14 protein-coding genes are annotated in these 19,808 nt (G+C 72.1%); 3 read left to right on the top strand and 11 right to left on the bottom strand.

Going from position 1 to position 19,808, the window contains the following annotated elements; translation table 11 throughout:
* The first annotated feature begins 137 nt into the window (after window positions 1–137).
* On the top strand, window positions 138–848 hold the full coding sequence (locus AB0367_RS05520) for a hypothetical protein (RefSeq protein ID WP_366224956.1): 711 nt from the start codon (window positions 138–140) through the stop codon (window positions 846–848).
* 118 nt (window positions 849–966) lie between these two features.
* Here the strand turns inward: AB0367_RS05520 and AB0367_RS05515 are convergent, their stop codons facing one another.
* Window positions 967–4,581, bottom strand: coding sequence for a CARDB domain-containing protein (locus AB0367_RS05515; RefSeq protein ID WP_366224955.1), 3,615 nt, complete (start codon window positions 4,579–4,581; stop codon window positions 967–969).
* A gap of 391 nt (window positions 4,582–4,972) precedes the next feature.
* Between AB0367_RS05515 and AB0367_RS05510 the strand changes: the two genes are divergently transcribed.
* Both AB0367_RS05510 and AB0367_RS05505 read left to right on the top strand, forming a co-directional pair.
* The gene (locus AB0367_RS05510; RefSeq protein ID WP_366224954.1) at window positions 4,973–6,022 is read left to right on the top strand and encodes a hypothetical protein; all 1,050 of its coding nucleotides are present in this window, start codon (window positions 4,973–4,975) and stop codon (window positions 6,020–6,022) included.
* A gap of 95 nt (window positions 6,023–6,117) precedes the next feature.
* Window positions 6,118–7,725 carry a mucoidy inhibitor MuiA family protein gene (locus AB0367_RS05505; RefSeq protein ID WP_366224953.1) on the top strand — a complete coding sequence of 536 codons (1,608 nt, stop codon included), beginning with the start codon at window positions 6,118–6,120 and terminating at the stop codon, window positions 7,723–7,725.
* Window positions 7,726–7,820: 95 nt separating this feature from the next.
* On the opposite strand, the gene AB0367_RS05500 is transcribed toward AB0367_RS05505, so the two are convergent.
* From AB0367_RS05500 to AB0367_RS05455, 10 genes are all read right to left on the bottom strand, one after another.
* Window positions 7,821–8,537 (bottom strand): hypothetical protein, encoded by a 717-nt coding sequence (locus tag AB0367_RS05500; protein WP_366224952.1) that lies wholly within the window; start codon window positions 8,535–8,537, stop codon window positions 7,821–7,823.
* A 240-nt stretch (window positions 8,538–8,777) separates the two neighbouring features.
* A complete protein-coding gene (locus tag AB0367_RS05495; protein WP_366224951.1) occupies window positions 8,778–9,485 on the bottom strand; it encodes an endo alpha-1,4 polygalactosaminidase in 708 nt (235 codons plus the stop codon).
* The gene (locus AB0367_RS05490) at window positions 9,470–10,435 is read right to left on the bottom strand and encodes an NAD-dependent epimerase/dehydratase family protein (protein ID WP_366224950.1); all 966 of its coding nucleotides are present in this window, start codon (window positions 10,433–10,435) and stop codon (window positions 9,470–9,472) included. Before AB0367_RS05490 ends, AB0367_RS05495 begins: the two co-directional genes overlap by 16 nt.
* Window positions 10,432–11,736, bottom strand: a complete 1,305-nt coding sequence (locus tag AB0367_RS05485) for a nucleotide sugar dehydrogenase (RefSeq protein WP_366224949.1) — start codon at window positions 11,734–11,736, stop codon at window positions 10,432–10,434. The genes AB0367_RS05490 and AB0367_RS05485 overlap by 4 nt, the downstream gene beginning before the upstream one ends.
* Window positions 11,737–11,791: 55 nt before the next feature.
* Entirely contained in the window at window positions 11,792–12,736 is a 945-nt protein-coding gene (locus AB0367_RS05480; protein WP_366224947.1) for an endo alpha-1,4 polygalactosaminidase, read from the bottom strand.
* Complete coding sequence (locus AB0367_RS05475) at window positions 12,733–13,659, bottom strand: NAD(P)-dependent oxidoreductase (protein WP_366224946.1); 927 nt, start codon at window positions 13,657–13,659, stop codon at window positions 12,733–12,735. Before AB0367_RS05475 ends, AB0367_RS05480 begins: the two co-directional genes overlap by 4 nt.
* Window positions 13,656–14,384: a sugar phosphate nucleotidyltransferase gene (locus AB0367_RS05470; protein WP_366224945.1), complete on the bottom strand. Its 729-nt coding sequence runs from the start codon at window positions 14,382–14,384 to the stop codon at window positions 13,656–13,658. Before AB0367_RS05470 ends, AB0367_RS05475 begins: the two co-directional genes overlap by 4 nt.
* A gap of 28 nt (window positions 14,385–14,412) precedes the next feature.
* Window positions 14,413–15,957 carry a hypothetical protein gene (locus AB0367_RS05465; protein ID WP_366224944.1) on the bottom strand — a complete coding sequence of 515 codons (1,545 nt, stop codon included), beginning with the start codon at window positions 15,955–15,957 and terminating at the stop codon, window positions 14,413–14,415.
* Window positions 15,954–17,579, bottom strand: a complete 1,626-nt coding sequence (gene pelF, locus AB0367_RS05460; protein WP_366224943.1) for a GT4 family glycosyltransferase PelF — start codon at window positions 17,577–17,579, stop codon at window positions 15,954–15,956. Before pelF ends, AB0367_RS05465 begins: the two co-directional genes overlap by 4 nt.
* An 11-nt stretch (window positions 17,580–17,590) precedes the next feature.
* Entirely contained in the window at window positions 17,591–19,780 is a 2,190-nt protein-coding gene (locus AB0367_RS05455) for a hypothetical protein (protein WP_366224942.1), read from the bottom strand.
* Between the last annotated feature and the right edge of the window lie 28 nt (window positions 19,781–19,808).

Raw genomic sequence — 19,808 nt, 5'->3', positions numbered from 1 at the left:
GCTTGGTGTCAAGGCTCACCCAGTCGCCGAGCGACGTGCCGGCCTTTGGGTGACTCGTCGCGGCCGTCGCCCGCCTGCCCTGGACCGGACGTGGCCCGCTCTTGTCGGGTCTGGTGTTGATCGCTACGGTCGCGGGCATGCAGACGAGCTACCTGTCGTGGGGCGCGGCGAAGGCCCTGTTCAACAGCCGCGGCTTCGCCGAGTCGTCCTATGAGAACCTGTACGAGGAGGAGTACATCCTCCATCCGGGCAGTGCCCTGGTCACTGGCGCCTTCCCGCTCAACGACCATGACCGGCACCCGTGGCGCGATACCACTCCGGACGGCGCCACGGGGTACATCGTCGATGGCGATCTCACCGTGGACGGCAACATCTTCGACTGGGACGACGGCGCCAGCGCGTTGATCGTGCTGGGCGACCTCCGCGCCGCCAACATCTACCTGAGCTGCGACGCGAAACTCCTCGTGCAGGGCAACGTCGAGGTCGAGACGTTCGTGGGCGAGATGACGGACAAGCTCGTGATGATCCACGGTGACCTGCGCACGCGGGCGACGATCATGTGGGACGAGTTCTGCCCGGACCTGGTCGGCGGCTGCCTCTACGGCCGCACGCTCGCCCCCGGCTACCTCGACCTGCCGGGCGACACCATCGGCCGGGTCGAGGACCCGGCCCCCGACGTCCCGCTCGCCGACCTGCTCGTCGCGGAGGTGCTCGTCGACGCCGACCCGGACGACCCGGATGCCGTCGAGTTCGGCGTACACAAGCGGCGCTTCTACGACCGGATCGAACAGGGACTTCCGGTCGCCCGGGGCGGCCGCCGCGTGGCCTCGCTGGAAATCCCGGCGTGACAGCGGTGATCGACAGCGGCGGGTTCGACGACCCGAGCTGAGCTGACAGCGGTGCGGGGGTCCCGGTCGGCCCGGGACCCCCGCTGCTGTTCGTGTGGTGCGTTCGCGAGTGCCGTGGTTAGTTCGGGGCCCCGTTGAACACGAACTGGGAGCCCGCTTCCTTGACGAGGTTGCCGGTCCCCGAGTTGGTGATGGTGACGTTCGTCAGCGTGGCGCTGCCCCGGGCGCTGCCCATGGCCAGGATGCCGGCGCCGTTGTTCGACTTGTCGATGCGGACGTTGGTGATGGCCACGTTCGGGTACTGGCCGCTGCCCGCCTTGAACTGGATGCCGTCGTAGGTGGAGTCGGAGATGTCGGTGTCGCGGATGGTGACCCCGACGATGTCGCTCGACGGCGCGAAGAGGGTGATCGCGCCGAACTTCTGCTGCTCGCCCCAGAACACGCCGCCGCAGCGGTACAGGCCGTTGTTGGCGATCGTCGTCGTCCCGGAGAACGCGATGGGGGAGTGGTCGGTGGCGAGCATGATGCCGGGGTAGTTCATCGTGTCGGAGATCAGGTTGTTCTCGATGACGTTGCCGTAGCCGCCGTAGATCGCGATGCCGTTGGCCCGCCAGGGCAGCTGCACCGTGTTGTTCGTGAAGTGGTTGTCGTGGCCGACGTCCACGGACTGGTCCTTGACGTACGTGCTCGACCATACGGCCAGCGAGTCGTCGCCGGTGGTGCGGAACGAGGAGTTGAACACCTTCGAGTTGCGCGAGCCGTTGGCGAAGTTGATGCCGTCGGCGTAGGTGTTACGGATGCGCATCCCGCTGAACTGCAGGCCGTCGGCGGGGTTCCAGTAGGCGGGCGTGTCGCTGTAGTCGCGGCCGACCCAGGCGCCGACGTTGGTGTGCTCGATCCACACGTTGCTGATCTTGGTGTTCTTGCCGAACCGGCCGTTGAGCGCGTGGCCGCGGTCCTTGCGGTTGGTCGTGCCGCCGAAGATGGCGATGTCGGAGATCTGGACGTTGTCGTCGATGTCGAAGCCGACGTTGCCCTCGTGCGGGTGGTTGATGTTGCCGACCACCTTCTGCGGCTCGGTGGTCGTGTACAGCTGGGAGTACCACATGCCGGCGCCCTTGATGACGGCGTTGCGGATGCCCTTCTGGTTGAACTGGCCGCGGGCCGGGTCCGGGGACAGGATCTTCTGCTCCTGCCGCCACTGGCCGGCCGGGATCCACACGCAGGGGATGACGCCGTTCTGGTTGTCCGTCACCGCCTTCTGGATCGCCGCGGTGTCGTCCAGGCCGTCGTCCGGGATCGCGCCGTACTGCGTGATCGAGACGCAGCCGGCCGGCTGGCTCAGCGGCGGTGCGACCTGCTCCAGGTCGACGAGGTCGATGATGTAGAACGAGGCGTTGTCCCCGGCGTCGCGCTGCAGCTTGAACTTCGTGCCGGCCGGGTAGCTGCGCGAGAGCAGCGCGTGCGACTCGTCGAAGAGCCGGCGCGCGTCCCCGCCCGGGCTGTTGGACAGCGACTCGGTGTCGTCGCTGTTGCCGTACAGCCAGCTGAAGCGCGACGAGAGGGTCAGCTTCTGCACGAAGACGCCGTCGGCGTACAGGCTGATCGTGTAGTCCTGCCCGCCGCCGGAGGGCGAGTCGGGCACCGAGTTGCGCACCACGATGGAGTTGGCCTGGTTGGTCGAGGTGAACTCGACGAACTGGCCGGTGCTGTTCAGCCGCACCGACTTGCGCCCCGACGACTCGGTGGCGAAGTTGGTGTGCCCGAACGTGCGCAGGGGATCGGCGCTCAGCAGCGTGCCGTTGTAGTTGCCGTCCTCGGCCTCGTACGAGGTGTACGGCACCGCGGCGCCGCGACCGACCACGATGGACTGCGACAGGGAGTTGTTGTTCTCGTTGGTCTCCGCGACCACGTTGGTCGCGTCGGCGGTGGCGACGATGGTGGCACCACCGGCGACCGCGGTCCAGGTGCCGGGGACCGCGACGGTCACGCTCTGCCCGGCGCCGATCGGCCCGGTGTTGGCGTTCAGCGTGGTACCACCGACGGTCACCCGGGTCACCGTCGTGGCGGTGACCGCGGTGGTGCCGCGGTTGTTCACCACCACGCTGAAGGAGACCGCGGCGCCCACGGCCGGGCTGGCCGGGTTGGTGGCGATGGAGAGCACCTGCAGGTCCGGGCCGGGCGCCTGGGCCACCACGAGCGGGCTCGCGGCGCTGAAGGTGTTGTTGTCGTAGTTCTGCTCGATGACGGTCTTCGCCGGGTTGACGGTGGCGGTGACCGGGTACGAGCCGATCGGGCGCGTACCGGCGTCGAACGTGACGGTGGTGGACGCGCCTGTCTGCAGCGCTGCGACCGCGGCGCTGCCCGCGACCGTGCCGCCCAGCGCGAAGTTCACGGTGGTCGCCGTGGAAGCGGCGGTGCCGCTGTTGCGCACCGTCGCGGACAGGGTGATCGGGGTGGCCTCGTTCGCCGACGTCGGCGTCCAGCTGACCCCGGTGACCACGAGGTCGGGGTTGGGCGCCATGGTGCCGTACGCCTGCAGCTCGGCCACCTGCCCGCCGGGGGCGCCGGTGTTCGAGAAGAACTGCAGCTGCACGTCGGCGACCCGGGTGTTGACCGGGATGGTGACGGTGTTCTGGTTGCCCGACGGGCTGAACGCGTAGTCAGCGCGCGCCACGAGCGTGCTGAACCCGGTGGCGGACTGCTCGCGGCCGAGCACGGCGAAGTTCTGCGTGCGCGCACCCCAGGCCGTGTCGGGGTTGACCTTGACCACCAGCGAGGTCAGGTCGGCGTTGGCGCCGAGGTGCAGCGTCAGCGTCGACGTGAAGCCGTTGGACTCCCAGTAGGTGCCCGTGTTGCCGTCGTTGGCGTTGGTCGCGACAAAGCTGAACACCGACGACGACGCCTCGATCGCCTTGCCCTGCGCCAGGTTCGTGCCGACCGGCGGGTTGGTGACGCCGGTGCGGGTCACGTGGTTGCTGTCGGCGGACTCGTTGCCGGCCGTGTCGCGGGCGCGCACCCAGTAGGTGACCGTGGCGGTGGTCGGCTGGGTGTCGGTCCAGGTCAGCACCGTGCCGGCGACGTTACCGCGGGCGGTGCCGTCGGCGTAGACGGTGTAGCCGGAGATGCCCTGGCTCGACGTGGACGCGTTCCAGGTCAGCTTGATCTGACCGGGAGTGGTCTCGGTGTAGGCCAGGTTGCCCGGTGCGGTCGGCAGCTGCGGCTGGTTGTTGGAGCCGTACACCTCCAGCTCGGACAGCTGCGCGGCGGGCCAGCCGGTGTTCGCGGTGACGTTGACCCGCACGTACCGCACCGTCTTCGCGGTGAAGTTCACGACCACGGTATTGCTGTTGGCGGGGTTGAAGACGGGGCCGTACGGCGCCGCCAGGTCCGTCCAGTTGGTGCCGTCGGTGCTGCCGCGCACGCTCAGGTTCTGGGTGCGGGTGCCCCAGCTGGCGGGCAGCTTGAGCACAACCTGGTCGATGCTGGTGGCGCTGCCCAGGTCGAGCTGGACCCACTGCGGGAAGGCGTTGTTCGGGCTCTCCCAGTAGGTGCCCTGGTTGCCGTCGTTGATGTTGGCGGCTACGTACTGGCCGTTGGCGCCGCTGGCCGTGACGGTCTTGCCAAGGGCGAGGTTGGGCCCACCGGAGGCGTGGGCGGGTGCGGACGAGGCGACGGCACCGGCGGCGGCCAGGAGGACCGTTAGAGCGCCGGCGAGCAGTTTGGATCTCATGGGGGGTGTCCTTGCTCCGTTCAGACGACAGCACGGATCGTCCCGCGACCCGACGGCCGGACTCACGGAAGTGAGTGTTGGCGGAGGCAGCCCGGGCCTGGGCGTTGGTGTGGGGCTATGCGGTTGTTGCGGGGTCGGTGGCAGACGGTCGGCGGTGCGCCTGCCGTGAAGTTGCAACGGGTTGCCAACTTCTTGCGGACTGGGAATCTAAGGTTGCAGATATTCCGTCGATTCGTCAACATATCCATATGCCGACATGAAACTGTGACGGTCGCCGGCCCCCGGCGAGAGGAGAGCGGGCCGCGCCGGCACGGGTACAGTGACCCGCATGATCACAATGGGCGCTCCCGCGGAACAGTCGCGGGCGCCTGACTACCGTCACAAGCCCGGCGTGACCGACATCCGGTGTTACTCCGTCATCAACCCGGCGTCGCCGCACGGCGAGTGGGCGCGCCGCGAGATCATCCGGCCCGCGGCCCTGGCGCTGCGCGCCGACTACGGGATCACGCTCGAGCCGCTGGCCTATGGCGAGATCCCGCCGACCGGGCCCGGCGTCATCACCTACGTCGTCTACGGGCCGACCGACCCGCTCGCGATGCCGGACGGGGAGCGGGAGTATCTCGCCGCGCTCGCCTTCGCCGGCGTCCGGACGAACATCGTCTCGGCCTATCCGCTGACCGCCGCGGGCACCGACCGGCCCGGCTACGAGCGGGCCGGGACGCTCGTCCCGCAACTGTGCGACGCGCTGGACATCAACGCCATCTTCCCCGACGAGCTCGACCTGGTGCGCGGGATCCGGACCAACACCTGGCAGGACGTCTACGTCAACGTCATCGGCGAGACGATCCGGGTCAAGTACCAGCCGACCGAGAGCCGCGACCCCGGCGACGAGGCGATGCGCGCGCGCCTGTGCCGGGAGCACGCCGGCGAGATCGCCGAGCTGGCCCGGCTGCACCGTGAGCACCGGTTGTGGCAGCGCAAGCCGTATACCGACGGCTCCGTCATGTTCACGCACGACGGTCACTGGTTCGTGTCGCAGACCCTGACCGACAAGACGCTCATGACCTCCGACGACTTCGACCTGGTCACCTCGTTCGACGAGGGACTGCGCGGCATCACCTACACCGGGCCGCGGCTGCCCAGCTCCGACGCGCCGGAGTTCCTGGTGCTCAGCACCCTGCTGAGCGCGCACGCGCGGCGGCCCCGGCTCATCGTCCACTTCCACCACCGCGAACTGACCCGCGGGCCGCGGTACCGGGAGCTGGTGACCGACTCGATCGTGGAGACCGGGCACTTCGCGGCGGGCCGGCGGTTCTTCGAGGAGCTGCGCCTGCGCTCGACCGACTGGTTCATCATCCGCGAGCACGGCATGGTGTGGATCGGCGACTCGGCGGCCGAGTTCGGCGCCTTCGCCGACCGCGTCGTGGCGGGCGGCCGGTAACGCCGGCGCCGGGCGTTCACGCCGCGGCGCCATCTCCGCTGCCCCTGGCGCCGCGCTCGCCGGAAGACTGGGCGCGGGCTGCTACGGTGCGCATCGTGCAGAAGTCGATCGACGCGGAGATCGTCGCGGTCACCGTCTACCCCACGCAGGCGCGGGTCACCCGTCGCGGCCGGGCCACCCTCGACGCCGGCGACCAGGTCGTGGAGATGGGGCCGCTGCCGCTGAGCCTGGACGGCGACTCGATCCGGGTCAGCGGGCTCAGCGGCAGCGGCCAGGCCACGGTCGTCGGCGTGGACGTCGCGCTGCGCCGCCGCGCCGAGCCTTCCGACGCCGCCGTGACGGCGGTGCGGCAGGAGCGGCGCGCCCTCGAGGCCGAGTCGGCCGAGATCGACGACGCGGAGACGGTGCTGCGGCAGCGCCAGGCGTTCCTGACCACGCTGGGCGAGCGGGCCAGCGGCGCCTACGCGCGGGCGCTGGCCTCCGGCGAGGCGGCCTCCGACGCGGTCGCGGCGTTCACCGCCACGATGGGCGGCGAGCTGACCTCCGTGCTGGCCGGCATCCGGGAGCTGCGGCGGCGCCGCACCGAGGTGACCGACCGTATCGCCGCGCTGGACCGGCAGCTGCGCGACCTGTCCGGCAAGCGCGAACCCGACGCGCGCTACGCCGTCGTCACGCTCGCCGTGGCGGCGCCGGGCCCGGTCGAGCTCGACGTCTCCTACCAGGTGCCGGAGGCCGGCTGGCGGTCCACCTACGACGTCCGGCTGACCGGCGAGACCCTGCAGGTGACCTGGTTCGGCCTGGTGGAGCAGCGCACCGGCGAGGACTGGCCGGAGTGCGAGCTGGCGTTGTCGACCGCCCGCCCGTCGGGCGTGGTCGCGATCCCCGAGCTGCAGCCGTGGTACCTGGACCCGCTGCTGCCGCCACCCCCACCGCGGCCGCGCTCCCTCGGCGGCTTCGGCGGCCCGCCGGGCCTGCCGCTCCCGGCCCCCGCGATGGCGGCGCCGGCCGGCGCGGCGCCGATGCTGGAGGAGGCGCTCGATCTGGCCGCCCCGGTCGAGCTGGCCCAGGCGCGGGTCGAGGAGGGGCCGGTGGCGGCGACGTACCGCCCGGCGCGTGCGGTCGCGGTGCCCGCGGACGGCACCACGGCCCGGGCCACGATCGCGGTGCTCGACCTCGCCGCCCGGCTGGACCACGTTACCGCGCCGGCCCGCTCGAGCGACGTCCACGTGCGCGCCGTGGTGACGAACACGTCGCAGCACACGCTGCCGCCCGGGGCGGCGGCGGTGTTCCACGAGGCCGACTTCGTCAGCCGCACCGGGCTGCAGACGTGGGCGCCCGGCGAGGAGCTGGAGCTGGCGCTGGGCCTGGACGACCGAGTCCGCGTCGAGCGCGAGCTGGCCCGGCGCACCGCCACCAAGGCGACGCTGGGTTCGAGTCGCCGCCGCGAGGTCGAATACCACACCAGGATCGGCAACTACACGGGCCGGCCGGTGCGCATCACGGTGCTCGACCAGCTGCCGGTCGCCCGTCACGAAGCGATCACCGTCCGGGAGACGGTCGTGGAGCCGGCGCCGGCCGAGCGCACCGAGCTGGGTGTGCTCACCTGGCGGCTGCTGCTGCCGGAGGGGCAGACGCAGGCGCTGCGGCTCGGCTACCGCGTCGACACCGGCAAGGGCATCGAGCTGTCCGGCTGGCGCGAGTAACGCGGGCAGGCCGGCCGGCGGCTCAGGACCGTGACCGGACCGCCCGCGCCTGAGCCACGGCCCAGGCCCCGGCGATCAGCTCCGCGGCTCGCGGCTCACTCGGCCCGCTGCGCCTCCGGCTCGTCGTTCAGCTCGTCGTGGGGCTGGTCGGGGTCGCGTCGCGCCGCGGGCAGCAGCTCTCCGGCCACCGCGCCGGCATCCTGGAAGTCCGTCGCCACCTGCGGCTGGCCCACCCAGAGCGCACGCATCTGCTGCTGCATGAACGAGGTGAGGTTGGCCCGGTACTCGTGGTCGTACCGCTCCAGCGACTCGATCTGCTGCTGCAGCGCCTGCCGCTTGGACGTCAGCCCGCCGACGACGTCCTCGTAGATCTGCTCGGCGCGCTCCTTGATGTCGTACGCCTTGGCCTGTGCCTCCCGCACGACGTCCCCCGCGCGGCTCTGCGCGTCGGTCAGGACCTCGTTGGCGTTGTGCTCGGTCTCGGCCGCGAACGCCTCGGCCTCGCGGGCGACGTTCACCGCCGCCGCGCGCGCCCGGTTGAGGATCTGCTCGGCCTCTTCGCGCAGCGAGTCCGCCTGCGCCTGCGCCTCCGAGACGATCTGCGTCGCCGCGGCGTGCGCCTCGGCGTGGATGCGGTCCGCCTCGCGCCGGGCCCCTTCGATGTGCTCCTCGGCCGTGCGCTGTGCCATCGTCAGGACCTGCAGGGCCTTGTGCTGGTCCATCGGGCCGCCTGGCGCCTCGATGGGCGTGCTGAGGATCTGGGGGCCGCTCGCCATGCGTTCGTCGTACTGGCGCATCCCGTTCTGCGTCATGTCCTTGCCCCTCCTCGATGGCGGTTCCGGCGGCCCGGCCGACGTATTCGCCGCGGGCGCCCGCACCGGAACTCGTCCGCACCCTACCGGCCGCCGAATGCCTCGCGGACGGTACCCGACGAAGGGGCGGAAGCGGATGCCGCTCAAGATCTTTTAACCCGGGGCAAAGGGACCGCTAAGCATCGCGGGCCTGGGCGGCCCGGCCGGGCAGGACCGGGCCGCCACAGGCGCACACCAGGTTCACACCAGGGACAGTGCCCGGTCGCTCACCACGCATGGCATGCCGAACAGCGCCGCCCGGCGACGCGCGAAGTCGGCGAGCCCCGGCGTGTCCGCGTAGTCGAGCGCGAACAGGTCCAGGTCGTAGCGCGGCAGGTCCTCGGCGATGCGGGCGTGCCCCTCCAGGATGTCCGCCGGCCACGGGCCGTACCCGTCGTCCGTCCAACGCGCGGAGAACGACTCGAAGAGGATACCGTCGACGTACTCGGCGAGGTCCGGCAGCAGCCCGAAGCCCCGGTTGGCCAGCACGTAGCCGGTGCCGGCCGCCCGCCGCAGCGTCGCCACGAGCCGCAGCAGGTGCGGCAGGTCCTCGGGGAATGTCAGCTCGACGTTGAGCGTGTCGAGGAACAGCCCGGAGAATCCCGCGTCGATCGCGGCGTGGGTCTGCCCGAGGATGTGCTCGGTCCATCCGGGGTGGCTCACGTCCACGAACGCGCCACCCCAGTCGGGGTTGCGCTGCGGCCGCTGCCACGGTGCCGGCGGGCCCTGGTCCTCGGACAGCGACAGGTAGGCGAGGGGCTCGGTGCCGTCGGCCCGCAGCCGCTGCAGCTCCTGCGGGCGGTAGAACTCCGGCTGCAGGACGGCCCGCCGATACCGGCGCAGGTCCTCGAGGCGTCCGGCGCCGTAGTAGAAGACGATCGGGGCCACGCCGCTCACCGGCTCGCCCATTGCCGGTACCACTCGACTGTGCGCCGCACGCCCTCTTCCAGGTCGACGGCCGGGCTGTACCCGGTCATGGCGCGCAGCAACGCCAGGTCGGGGCAGCGCCGTCCGACCGATCCCGGCGCCCCCGCGACCGGCTCCAGGGCCGCGTCGGCCCCGGTGACCCGCAGGACCAGCTTCGCGAGGTCCGCGATGTTGGTCTCGCCCGTGTCGTCGCCGATGTGGACGATCCGCCCCGACGCGTCCGGGCACGCCATCAGCCGCAGCATCGCCTCGACGGCGTCGTCGACGTAGCAGAACGCCCGGGACTGCTCCGCGCCCGGCACCCGGAACGGGTTCTCGCCCCGCAGCGCGCGCAGCGCCATCTCGGGGATGGCGTGGTCGGTGCCCATCCGTGGCCCGTACACGTTGTGGAACCGGCCGACGACGGCCTCGAAGCCCTTCGCCCGCGCCCCGTGGATGAAGGCGGCCTCGCCGAGCAGCTTGCTGACGGCGTACGCGTAGCGCGGCGCGGTGACGTCGCCGATCGTCACCGGCACGTGCTCGCCGGTCGGCACCGGCGCGATCCCGGCGTCCACCGCGCCGGCGTAGACCTCGCTGGTCGATGCGAAGAACACGCGCTCGCCGGGGATGAGCCAGTCGAGCAGGTGCAGCGCGCTCAGGGCGTTGACCCGCACGACGCGGGCCGGGTCGGCCTCGACGTTGCGGACGCCGACGACGGCGGCCAGCAGGTAGATCTGGTCCCAGCCGTGCGGCAGCCGCCGCCAGGTGGCCGGGTCGGTGAGATCGCCCGGGTGCACGCCGACCGCCGGATCGCGGCACAGCTCGGCCAGTTCGGCGTCGTCGCGCCCGCGGGAGAAGTCGTCCACGATGGACACCTCGTGGCCGTCGCCGATCAGGCGGCGGGCCAGATGCAGGCCGATGAAGCCGGCCCCGCCGAGCAGCAGCGCCCTCATGCGGCCACCCCCTGCGGGAGGTAGCCGATCCCCGCGTAGCGGACTCCGGCCGCGCTCAGCGCGTGCTCGTCGAGGATGCGCCAGGAGTCGAAGACGAACAGGGGCCGCTTGGCGCCGAGCACCGCGCCGAGCTCGATCGCCCGGTAGTCCGGGTGGTCGTTGATCACCAGGACGGCGTCGGCGTCGCTGAACGCCTTGTCGAGGCTGATCGGCTCGCCGCCGTACTGCCGCACCACGCTGTCGGACACCATCGGATCGTGGCCGAGCACGGTCAGTCCGGCCTCGGAGAACACGGGCATCATCGAGGCGATCGGCGTGCCGCGCATGTCGTCGGTCGGCGGCCAGCCCTTGTAGGCCCAGCCGAGCACCGCCAGCCGGGCGCCCTGCGTCGACCCGCGCTCCCGGCGGATGAGCTCCACGACGGTCCGCGCCACGTGGACGGGCAGGAACTCGTTGAGCCGGCGCACGGGCTCCACCAGGAACGGCGGCTGGCCGCCGGCCTCGCTGAGCATGATGTACGGGTCCTTCGACAGGCAGCCGCCCCCGACGTATCCCGGCTTGGCCAGGTCGGGGCGCGGATAGTCGAGGTTGGCCGCCCGGATCACCTCCAGCGGGTCGAGGCCGTGGTGCTCGGCGATCAGCGCGATCTCGTTGCCGTAGGCGTAGATCAGGTCCGTGTGGCAGTTGTTCGACAGCTTCACCAGCTCCGCGGTCTCCAGGCCCGAGACCGGGACGAGCTGGTTGGCGAGGCCGCCGAAGAGGTCGAGGCCGGCCGTGAGGCTCGCCTCGTCGAGCCCGCCGACGACCTGCGGCAGCTCGACGAGCTCCCGCAGCGCCTGGCCCTGGATGGTGCGCTCCGGCGCCATCACCAGCCGGGCGCGGCCCCACGTCTCCAGCAGCGGCGGCAGCACCACCCGGCGGCTGGACCCGACCGGCACCGTGCTGCGCACGACGACCAGGGTTTCGGGCCCGCACGAGTCGGCGACCTGACGGGCCGCGGCGGCGAGGTTGGTGAGGTTGGGGCGGCGGGTGTGCTCGTCGACCGGCGTGGAGACGCAGATCACCGCCGCGTCGACCGTGTCGCGGGGCAGCGCCGTGTCGATGAAGACCGACCTTCCGGCGTGTTCGGCGAGCGCCTCGGCCACGCCGGGCTCGTAGATGTGCGGACGGCCGCGGTTGAGCGAGTCGATGACGGCCGGTTGCACGTCCACGCCGTGGACGACGAATCCCTTGCGGGCCAGCGCGGCGGTCAGCGTCAGGCCGACGTATCCCATGCCGATGACGCCGATGGTGCGTGCCATGTGGTTGGCTGTTCCTCTCAGTGATGGTGCCGATGGTGGTGGGTCCGGGATCCGGTCAGCCGCAGGGCGCGGCGATCCGGTCCAGTTCGCGGGTGGTCACGGTGCCCAGGAACCGCTCCTCGCGGTAGCGGCGGCACGCGGTACGGACGTTCGCCGGCCGCCGGGCGTAGTCGACGGCGAGCACGACCTTGCCCGCGTCGCGCAGCGCTCGTGCGTCCGCGAGGTTCTCGGCGCAGAAGTCCTCGGCGCAGGGCTCGTCGGTCGCGCGGAGGAACAGCTCCTCCATGCCGATGCCGTCGATCGCGTCGACGTAGCCGGAATACCTGCGCAGCTCCGGCGAGTTCTGCGGGACTATCCAGAATCCGGGTCGCCGCTGCCGGGCGTACCCGCTGATCCGCGCGATGAGGCCGACCATCGCGCGGGCCAGCCGGTCGCGGGTCCAGTCGGGGACGAGGTGCAGGTCCAGTTCCTCGTATGCCAGTGGCGTGTCGAGGTAGACGCCGTCGAACCCGGCCGCGAGCGCCCGGTCGAGGCGGGGCCGCACGACGCGGTCCCACCATCGCTCGTCCCAGTAGCGCACGAATCGCTCGTCGGGCCAGTCGTTCCAGCGGTTGAGCACGAGGTCGCCGGCGTCCGTGCGCAGCGGGCCGTACTCGGGCCGGAACTGCTCGATGCTGCCGATCTCGAAGTACGCCAGGACCCGTTTGCCCGAAGCGCGCAGCGCGGCGATCTCGTCGGGCCGGAACAGGTCGGACTTCGCGTCCCGGGCCAGGTCGATCACGGCGAGGCGCTGCGGCGCGCGGGCGATCGCCGCCAGGCCGCCGTGTTCGTAGCCCTGCAGCTGGTACACCCAGCCGTCCCCGCGCGCCGGGGCGCCGGAACGCGCGCCGCCCGCTGTGCCGGAGCGCTCGCCGTCCGACCGGCACGCGACCATCGGGGCCGCGGCGAGCACGAGTGCGACGGCGATCGCGAGGCGGCGGCGCGCGTCCGGGCCGGTCATCGTCCGTCGGCGGCGTCGAGCGCGACCCAGATCGCCTTGACGGACTCGGACAGCTCGTGTGTGGGTACCCAGCCGAGCACGGCCTCGGCCCGGCCGATGTCCGCGCGGATCCAGTTCACGGCGGCCGAGCGGGCCGGCCCGGTGCCGTGCTCGCCGATCGGGCCGGTGTACCCGGCGGCCTCGGCGAGCCGGCGCACCGCCTCGCGCGAGGTCACCGCCCGGCCGCTGGCGACGTTGACGACGCCGGCGCCCGGCTCCGGCGCGGTGACGGCGGCGAGCACCGCCGAGGCCACGTCGCGGACGTCGACGAAGTCGCGGTACGCGCCGAGCTGGCCGAACGCCACCTGGCCGGGCACGCCGGCCGGCCCGTCGCGGCGAAGGGCGTCGCGGATGAGCATGGCCGCCCGGCCGAGCAGGTTGTCCCGGTGCAGCCCGGCCCCGATCGGGTTGAACACCCGGAGGGTGACCCCGTCGACCTGGCCGGCCGTGGCGGCCCGCTGCAGCAGGCGCGTGGCGGCCAGGTGCGTCGTGCCGTACTCGCTGACCGGCTCGCACGGGTGGTCCTCGGTGACGCTGACGCCGTGCTCGACGACGCCGTACTCCGCCGCCGAGCCCAGCCGCACCAGCCGTGCGCCCGGCACCGCGGCCGCGACGGCCTCGATGAGCCGGGCGGTCACCAGCGTGTTGGCCTCGAGCAGGTCGAGCCCCGTTCCGTTGAGCCGGCCGGTGCAGTTCACGACCACGTCGGGGCGGACCTCCCGCACGAGGTCGCTCAGCGAGGCCAGGTCGCCGTCGACGAGGTCGTGCCGGGCGCGCGGCGGGCAGGTGAGCGTGGCGATCCGCGGGTCGGCGGCGAGAGCCGCCCGCGCGTGCTTGCCGACGAACCCGCTGGCCCCGAACAGCAGTACGCTGAGCTGGTTCATGCCGCCGCCCCGCTGCGCGCCGGCAGCAGGATCGGCTCGAGCTCGCCGAACCTGCGATTGGCCTCGTCGTATTGCTCCGGCCGGCCGATGTCGAGCCAGACTCCGTCGAAGTCGTAACTGTTCGGGAACTCGCCCTGGCGCAGCAGGTCCTGCACCAGGCGGTCGAAGCCGAACGACAGGCCGGGCGGATACGGGTCGAGCGTCTTGCGCGACATCCCGTAGATCCCCATCGAGACCCGATGCCGGTAGGTCGGCTTCTCCGTGAAGCCGACCACCCGGTCGGCGTCGACGTCGAGCACGCCGAACTCCATCTTGATGTTCTGCGGTGCGGTCGCGATCGTGAGCGGCGTGCCCGACATGCGGTGCGCGCCCAGCAGGCCGGCGAAGTCGAGGTCGGTGAGCAGGTCCCCGTTGACGACCAGGAAGTGCTCCGGCAGGTCCTCCTTGACGGTGAACAGCGGGCCGACCGTCGACAGCGGCACGCTCTCCTCGACGTACTCGACCTCCAGCCCCCATCGGGAGCCGTCGCCGACGAAGGCCCGGATCAGCGAGCCGAGGTGGTTGATCGCGAGCATGACCGAGGTGAAGCCTTGTGCCGCGAGCTGTTCCAGAACGATGTCGAGGATGGCGTGCCGCTCTCCGATCGGCATCAACGGTTTGGGGAGCGCGGTGGTGTACGGGCGCAGCCGGACGCCCTTGCCACCGGCCAGGATGACCGCGTGCATGTGTTTCCTGCTTTCGTTGGGTTCGATGTCATCGGTACTTGCGGACGTGCCCCAGCGACGGAGCGAGGACCGCGGTCAGGAGCCCGACGAGCAGCACGGCGCTGCCGAGGAAGGCCACGGTGTCGGTGAGCGCGGCCGCCGGCGACGACCACGCCACCGCGATCGCCACGAGCGGGCGGGCGGCGAAGTGCGCGCCGAGCGCGAGGGCCAGCACGACGCAGAGCCGTCCGTAGCCGCCCAGCCCAGCCAGCACGAAGATCAGGAAACAGGCGCCCGCGAGGGCCACGTTCGCGGCGGCCATCGCGGTGGCCGCCGGTGTGAGCCGGTCGGCGAGGCGCAGGGCCGCGAGCGTCGCCACCGCCGCCGCGGCGGCGACGAGCCAGCAGGCGCCGGCGTTCGCCGCCGCCAGCAGCAAGACCCGCCGCCGGAACCCTCGCGGGCCCCACCGCTCGTGCAGCATGTCCCGCGACCGTTCGCCGAACCGGCGCGCCCGCCACTCCACGAACCCCATCGACACCACGAGCGGCAGCGCCGCGACGAGCACGTCGAACCGGTCCGTCAGATACGGCGCCTGCGCCAGCAGGATCAGCGCCGCCAGCAGGGCGGTGTGGGTGATCACGAGCGAGAAGGTGAGCCAGTTGCCCCGCAGCACGGCCCGCAGGCCGCGCCTCCTGCCTGCCTCGACGACGCTCGCCGCACCGGCGACCAGCGCCCGCCGGACGGCCACGCCGAAGGTCGCCGCGATGCTGACGACGGCCGGCACGATCGCGGCCGCCGGCACCCCGTGGTCGCCCAGCAGGAACGCGATGCCGGCCAACGCGGCCGGCGACATGAGCGCCACCAGCCAGGCCTCGTCGCGGTAGAAGAGCAGCAGGGTGCTCGCCATCTGGTAGGCCGCGACGGCCGGCACCAGCAGCCCCACCGCCGCACCGCCGCCGCGGGTCGCGGCGATGGCCGCGCCGAGTACCGCGGCCACCCCGACCCCGGCGACCGCCGAGGCCGCCAGGAAGCGACCCGCGGCGTCCTCGTCGCCCGCGTTGAGGTACTGGTACGCGAGCCATCCGATGCCACCGGCCCACACCCAGCCCAGCAGTCCGGCCGCGACGATCGCGAGCACCAACGGGCGCGGCTGCGCACCGGCGACGGCGGCGGGGAACAGCACGCACGGCAGCAGGTACAGCGCCCCGTGACACAGCTCTCGCAGCGTCTGGCCGCGCTGGCGGCGGCGGCCCGGGCGTCGCCGCGGGCGCTCGGCCAGGCCGGTGAGCCGGACTCGCGCCTCGCGGGCCAGCTCGAACACGTCCTGGTAGCCGTACTGCACCCGCGCAGTGCGGTCGGTGACGCCGTGCGCCTCCAGCAGCGCGGTCACCTGCAGCTCGTCGACGAACCGGCCGCCTTCGCGGGCGTGGATCTCGGCGACGAGGGCGTCGAGCGGGTCGGTGCTGGGCTGCGGGCGCACCAGCATCGGCTCGAGCCCGGTGATCGGCATCTCGATCGTCTCGTCGGTCGCGAGCCCGCGGGCCGCGACGGCCATCGAGGTCAGCCGGGTCCCGGCCCCGGCGCTGGCGCTCATCGCCGCGCCCCGGCGGACGTGCCGCGGGCGAGTCCCGGCCCCGCCAGCCCGCCGGCGTCGCGCCGGTTGGCCTCCGCCGGTGACACCGGGTGCGGGATCAGCGCACGACCGGCGGCGGCCCGCCCGACGACGGCGCGCGGTACGCCGGCGGCGCCCCCGGCCGGCGCGCGCTGCAGTGCCGGTGTCACCAGCTGCTCGTACAGTCCCCGGTAGTCGTCCAGCGACTGGGCCAGCGTGAACCGATCGAGCACCCGCTGCCGCGCCTTGGCGGCCAGCTCCCGCCGCAGCTCGGGATCGCGCAGCAGCGTCACGCACGCGTCGGCGATGGCGTCGGCGTCGCGCGGCGCGACCACGAACCCGGCGTCGCCGACCGCCTCGGAGACCCCGCCCACGTTGGTGCACACCATGGTCCGGCCGCACGCCATGGCCTCCACCACCGAATACGGGAAGCCCTCCGAGATGCTGGTGAGCGCGACGACGTTGCCGCTGTGGTACGCCTCGACGACGTCGGGCACGCTGCCCTCCATGCGCGCGGCGCCGGTCAGGCCGAGCTGCTCGATGAGGGCGAGGCAGCTGTCGCGGTAGCGAAGGTCGCTCGCCGCGCCGCAGATGCGCAGCCGGGCCCCCGGCACCCGCTCGCGGACCAGGGCGAAGGCCCGGATCAGCGTGTGCAGGTCCTTGAGCGGGTCGATCCGGCCCACGTAGACGATGGTCGGCTCGTCCGGCTCGGTCTTCGCGCTCGGGAACAGCTCGGGCGCGACGCCGTTGTACATCGTCCACATGCGACCCGGGTCCGCCCCGTTGCGCAGCTGCCAGCGGCGGTTGTACGCCGAGTGCGGCGCGAGGGCGTCGGCGAGGTGGTACGCGGCGCCGGCGACGCCGCGCTGGAAGCCCAGCAGCAGCACCGCGACCGCGTGCGGCAGGTCGCCCTTCACCTGTTCCAGGTATCGCTCGCGCAGGTACACACCGTGCTCGGAGATCAGCAGCGGCGTGTCATGGGCCCACTTCGCCGTCATCCCGACGAGGGTCGACAGGCCGTTCATCGCGCAGTGCACCACGTCGGCGCGCACCGGCGGCACGGCGAGCGGGCGCAGCATGTGGCCGATCAGCGTGGCCGCCTGCGCCGCGTCGGCGAGCGTGAGCCGGTGCGGCCGGCCGGCCAGCGCCGGGTGGTCGAACCCCAGCGCGGCGCCGACCTCCCGCCATCGGTCCTGCATCGCGCCGAGCGCGGCGTTCGAGCGGATCGCGGCGCCGAGGTCGCCGCCGCCGGCCGCGAACTCATACAGCCCGCGCAGCGCGAGCAGGAACCGGCTGCGCTGGACGGCGGCCCGGTGCGGGCTCTCCTCCGGCGGCGTGGTCAGCGCGGTGAGCAGCGCGTCGTAAGCGGCGCGGAACACCGCTGCGGGGCGCCCCCGCGGGCGCCGGCGGCCGGAGCCGCCGGCGCTCCACAGTGGAATCGACACGACCCGGTCGACGTTGGCGGGCATGTCCCAGCGGGGACGCTCGCGGCCGTCGACCGTGAGCGCCACCGCCTCCCAGCGGTACTCGGGCAGGCCGCGCACGAGCTGGTCGCACCACACGCTGACCCCGCCGAGCGCGAACGGGTACGTGCCCTCCGACACCAGTGCCACCTTCACGAGCGCGGACTCGCCGGGACCGTTACCGTGCCGCCGGCCGGCAGCGTGAGCTTCGCCGAGACCTCGGTGCCGTAGGTGGTCGAGCCCGTACCCGAAACCCCGCTGACCGTCAGCGCGCCGGCCAGCGGCGTCGTGACCGTGACCGTTCGGGCCGCCGGGTCGTACACCGCGTCGACGTTGCCCCGGACCTCGGCGAAGTGCGAGATGCGCAGCGTCGCGTAGGCGCTCAGCGCCGTCCAGTCCGGGTTGAGCAGCGGCACCGAGTAGTAGCCGCTGTACTTCGACATGACCTGGTCCAGCCAGTCGGTGAGCAGTGTCCTGCCGGACCCGTAGTCGCGCAGGTTCGCGATGTGGAACGTGTGCGTGTACAGCGATCCGGTGGCGAGGTGGCCCAGCGCGATCTGCGTCTCGGCGTCGAGCATCTGGGCGTAGGTGAGGTTGGCCGGCCAGTACGGGAACTTTCCGGCCGGCCCGTAGTACGAGTTGTAGAACGCGATCTGCTCGGCCGGGGTCGTGGTGTGGTACGCGATGTTCGTCGGCCAGTCGGGCACGATCGTGATCGTGGGTGAGAGCGGGTGGACCTTGCCGCAGTCGAAGCAGTCGGGCACGTGGCTGGCGAAGGACATGTTGCCGTGCACGTACTTCACGCCGAGGTCGCGGGCGGCGTTGAGGAACTGCTGGTTGGACGCCGCGAGCCCGAAGTCGGTCGGCGGGTCGACGTCGTCGTCCGGGTCGGGGTTGTAGACGCCGAGCCCTGAGTACTCGCCCGTCTTGAGCACCGAGTCGGGTTGCGACAGCCCGAGCCGGGTGGCGACGGTTCGGTTGGCGGAGATCTCGTTCGCGCTGGTGGCGTAGTCGGTGCTGTTCAGCTCCGGGTGCGTCAGCGTGTGGTTGAGCCACCGGAACTTCGTGGACAGGCAGCGGCTGGTCGCGGTGAGCGTGGTGATGCCGCCGTTCGGGCTGCAGGTCGTGCCCGCGTTCAGGTCCGCGTCGCCGCCGTTGTAGGCCAGATTGAGCGTGAAGCCGGACGCGAGCGGGTAGGCGGTGCGCAACGCCGTCTGGCGCAGGTAGGCGTTGTACGCGTCGTGGCCCGACATCTGGTAGCCCGGGTCGGACTCGATGTGCCCGTCGGGGAAGTAGTGGTCGGCGCTGTTGAACCAGTCGTCGACGTCGACGCTGAGATAGTGCCGCTGCTCGCCGAGGAACAGCCCCCGGCTCGCCCACCGCAACATCCCGTACGCCAGCAGGTTGGCCTGCATGAGGTACTGGTTGGACGTGAAGGTCAGCGCCATCCGCTCGCGGCCGTCGGTGGAGGTGCTGCGCACGCCGAGCACGTCGCTGCCGTTGACGAGGAGCGGGTCGGCGGCGCAGCCGGCGGTGACACGGGTGCGGTACACGTAGGACTGCACGATCGGCACCCTGACGGTCGGCTTGAGGTAGTCGAAGACGCCGGCGCCGGCCGTCGTCAGCGACGCCGGCAGCGCGGTGTCGCCGACGCCGGACTCGCTGGACGCGGACAGGCAGTAGTTCTCCGGGAAGGTGCCGTAGCTGGTGTAGAGGCTGGCCTGGCGGACGGCGTAGTCCCGCTCGTAGGCCCACAGTGCGTTCCATTCGTTGCCGTCGAGGCCGCTGACGTACGTGCCGCCGCCGCTGTCGTAGAGCAGCATGCTGTTGGTGAGCAGGATGGCGTTGTACCTGCCGGCGCCGTCGGGCCGGACCAGCGACGCGGCGGTCAGTGGCTGGCTCTTGCTGAGCAGGACGTCGTACGCGGCGCCGACGCGCTCCAGCGTCGACTTCCAGGTGTCGACGCCCCAGTCGGCGCTGTCGACGCCGATGACGAGGGCGCGGAGGCCGACCTTGGGGCTCGCCGCGGGCGCGGCGAGCGTGCTCGGACCGGCCCCCTGCGTGGAGGCGGCGCCCGGCTTGCCCGGGCGCACGGTCAGGTTGCGATTCAGGGGCACCGAGCCGCTGATCTTCGGCAGCGGTGCGCCGGGCCTGGTGACCCGTTGCGCGCCTCGCGGACCGGGCTGGCCGAGGACGAGGGTGCCCTTGTGCCCGTGAGCCGGCTGGTGTTTCGGTTGCTCGGCCGAGGCCCGCTGCGCCCCGCCCAGGACGAGCAGGGCGCACACGGCGGCTGTGGACGTCCGCAGCAACAGGCGTCTGGTCGGTGTTCGTGCGGTGATCATGGAAACTCCGGTCGGCTCGGAATCCGGG

It is taken from the genome of Dactylosporangium sp. NPDC051484, from assembly GCF_040689395.1.
Classification (GTDB): Bacteria; Actinomycetota; Actinomycetes; order Mycobacteriales; family Micromonosporaceae; genus Dactylosporangium.
The sequence above is the reverse complement of the archived record's forward strand: the minus strand, read 5'-3'. Positions and strand labels throughout refer to the sequence as shown.